This window comes from Escherichia sp. AM3 (assembly GCF_032029835.1).
Lineage (GTDB): Bacteria > Pseudomonadota > Gammaproteobacteria > Enterobacterales > Enterobacteriaceae > Escherichia > Escherichia coli.
The window spans coordinates 1-1289 of the sequence record NZ_JAVUPQ010000314.1 but is presented as its reverse complement, the minus strand read 5'-3'; the positions used below and the strand labels follow the sequence as shown (position 1 = coordinate 1289).

Here is a 1289-nt window from a genome sequence, read left to right as displayed (position 1 = left end):
GTATTTTTGTAGGGAAAAATTCATTCAACGTCCACTGCCCAGATGCAACAGGCAGAGTCCTTAACTGTCAGAATCCAAGTGCTCGAAATTATTCGAATTCCTTACTAATTCCTCCTACACAACTATTGTTATGGAAGCTTGCGAAGATGCTCACTATATGGCACGGAAATTTTCGGAAATGCGTCATAAAACAAAGCTAATACCTCCTCATTTTGTCCAACCCTTCGTTAAAATTAATAAAAATGATTTCTTTGAGGCTGAAACCATATGTGAAGTTACATCAAGCCATCAATGAGATTTGTAGCATTAGGAGCTGAATCCCAGCAGAGGATTCCACTTTTCATCCGTCGTTGACAATGGCCTTGAAAAACGCCGTTACTCACCGTTCTCCTTCACGGTAATACGCAGTTATAGTTGCAGAGCAATGTAATGGATCTTTTATATTAAGAAATTGTGTGAGTGGAGAGGTGCATAGATTTGCCCCTATATTTCCAGACATCTGTTATCACTTACCCCATTACAAGCCCGCTGCCGCAGATATTCCCGTGGCGAGCGATAACCCAGCGCACTATGCGGATGCCATTCGTTATAATGCTCGAACGCCTCTGCAAGGTTCTTTGCTGCCGTTAACCCGTCTGGTTTGGGCATGATACTGATGTAGTCACGCTTTATCGTTTTCACGAAGCTCTCTGCTATTCCGTTACTCTCCGGACTCCGCACCGCCGTGTTCTTCGGTTCAAGCCCCAACATCCGGGCAAACTGCCGTGTTTCATTAGCCCGGTAGCATGAACCATTATCCGTCAGCCACTCCACTGGAGACGCCGGAAGCTCGTTGCCGAAGCGGCGTTCCACCGCTCCCAGCATGACGTCCTGTACTGTTTCACTGTTGAAGCCGCCGGTAGTGACCGCCCAGTGCAGTGCCTCACGATCACAGCAGTCCAGCGCGAACGTGACACGCAGTCTCTCTCCGTTATCACAGCAGAACTCGAACCCGTCAGAGCACCATCGCTGATTGCTTTCTTTCACGGCCACTCTGCCTGTATGTGCCCGTTTCGATGGCGGTACAGCAGGTTTTCGCTCAAGCAACAGCGCATTCTGGCGCATGATCCGGTAAACACGTTTGGCATTGATCGCAGGCATACCATCAAGTTTTGCCTGTCTGCGAAGCAGCGCCCATACCCGACGATAACCATACGTGGGCAGCTCTCTGAGCTTACCCAGCAATAGTGGACACGCGGCTAAGTGAGTAAACTCTCAGTCAGAGGTGACTCACATGACAAAAACAGTAT

The 1289-nt window shown here is 48.6% G+C and carries 1 pseudogene; it reads right to left on the bottom strand.

Going from position 1 to position 1289, the window contains the following annotated elements:
* Positions 1-483: 483 nt before the first annotated feature.
* Positions 484-1206 (bottom strand): annotated as a pseudogene (locus tag RTW80_RS25425) (IS3-like element IS2 family transposase); the annotation flags it as partial.
* Positions 1207-1289: the final 83 nt, after the last annotated feature.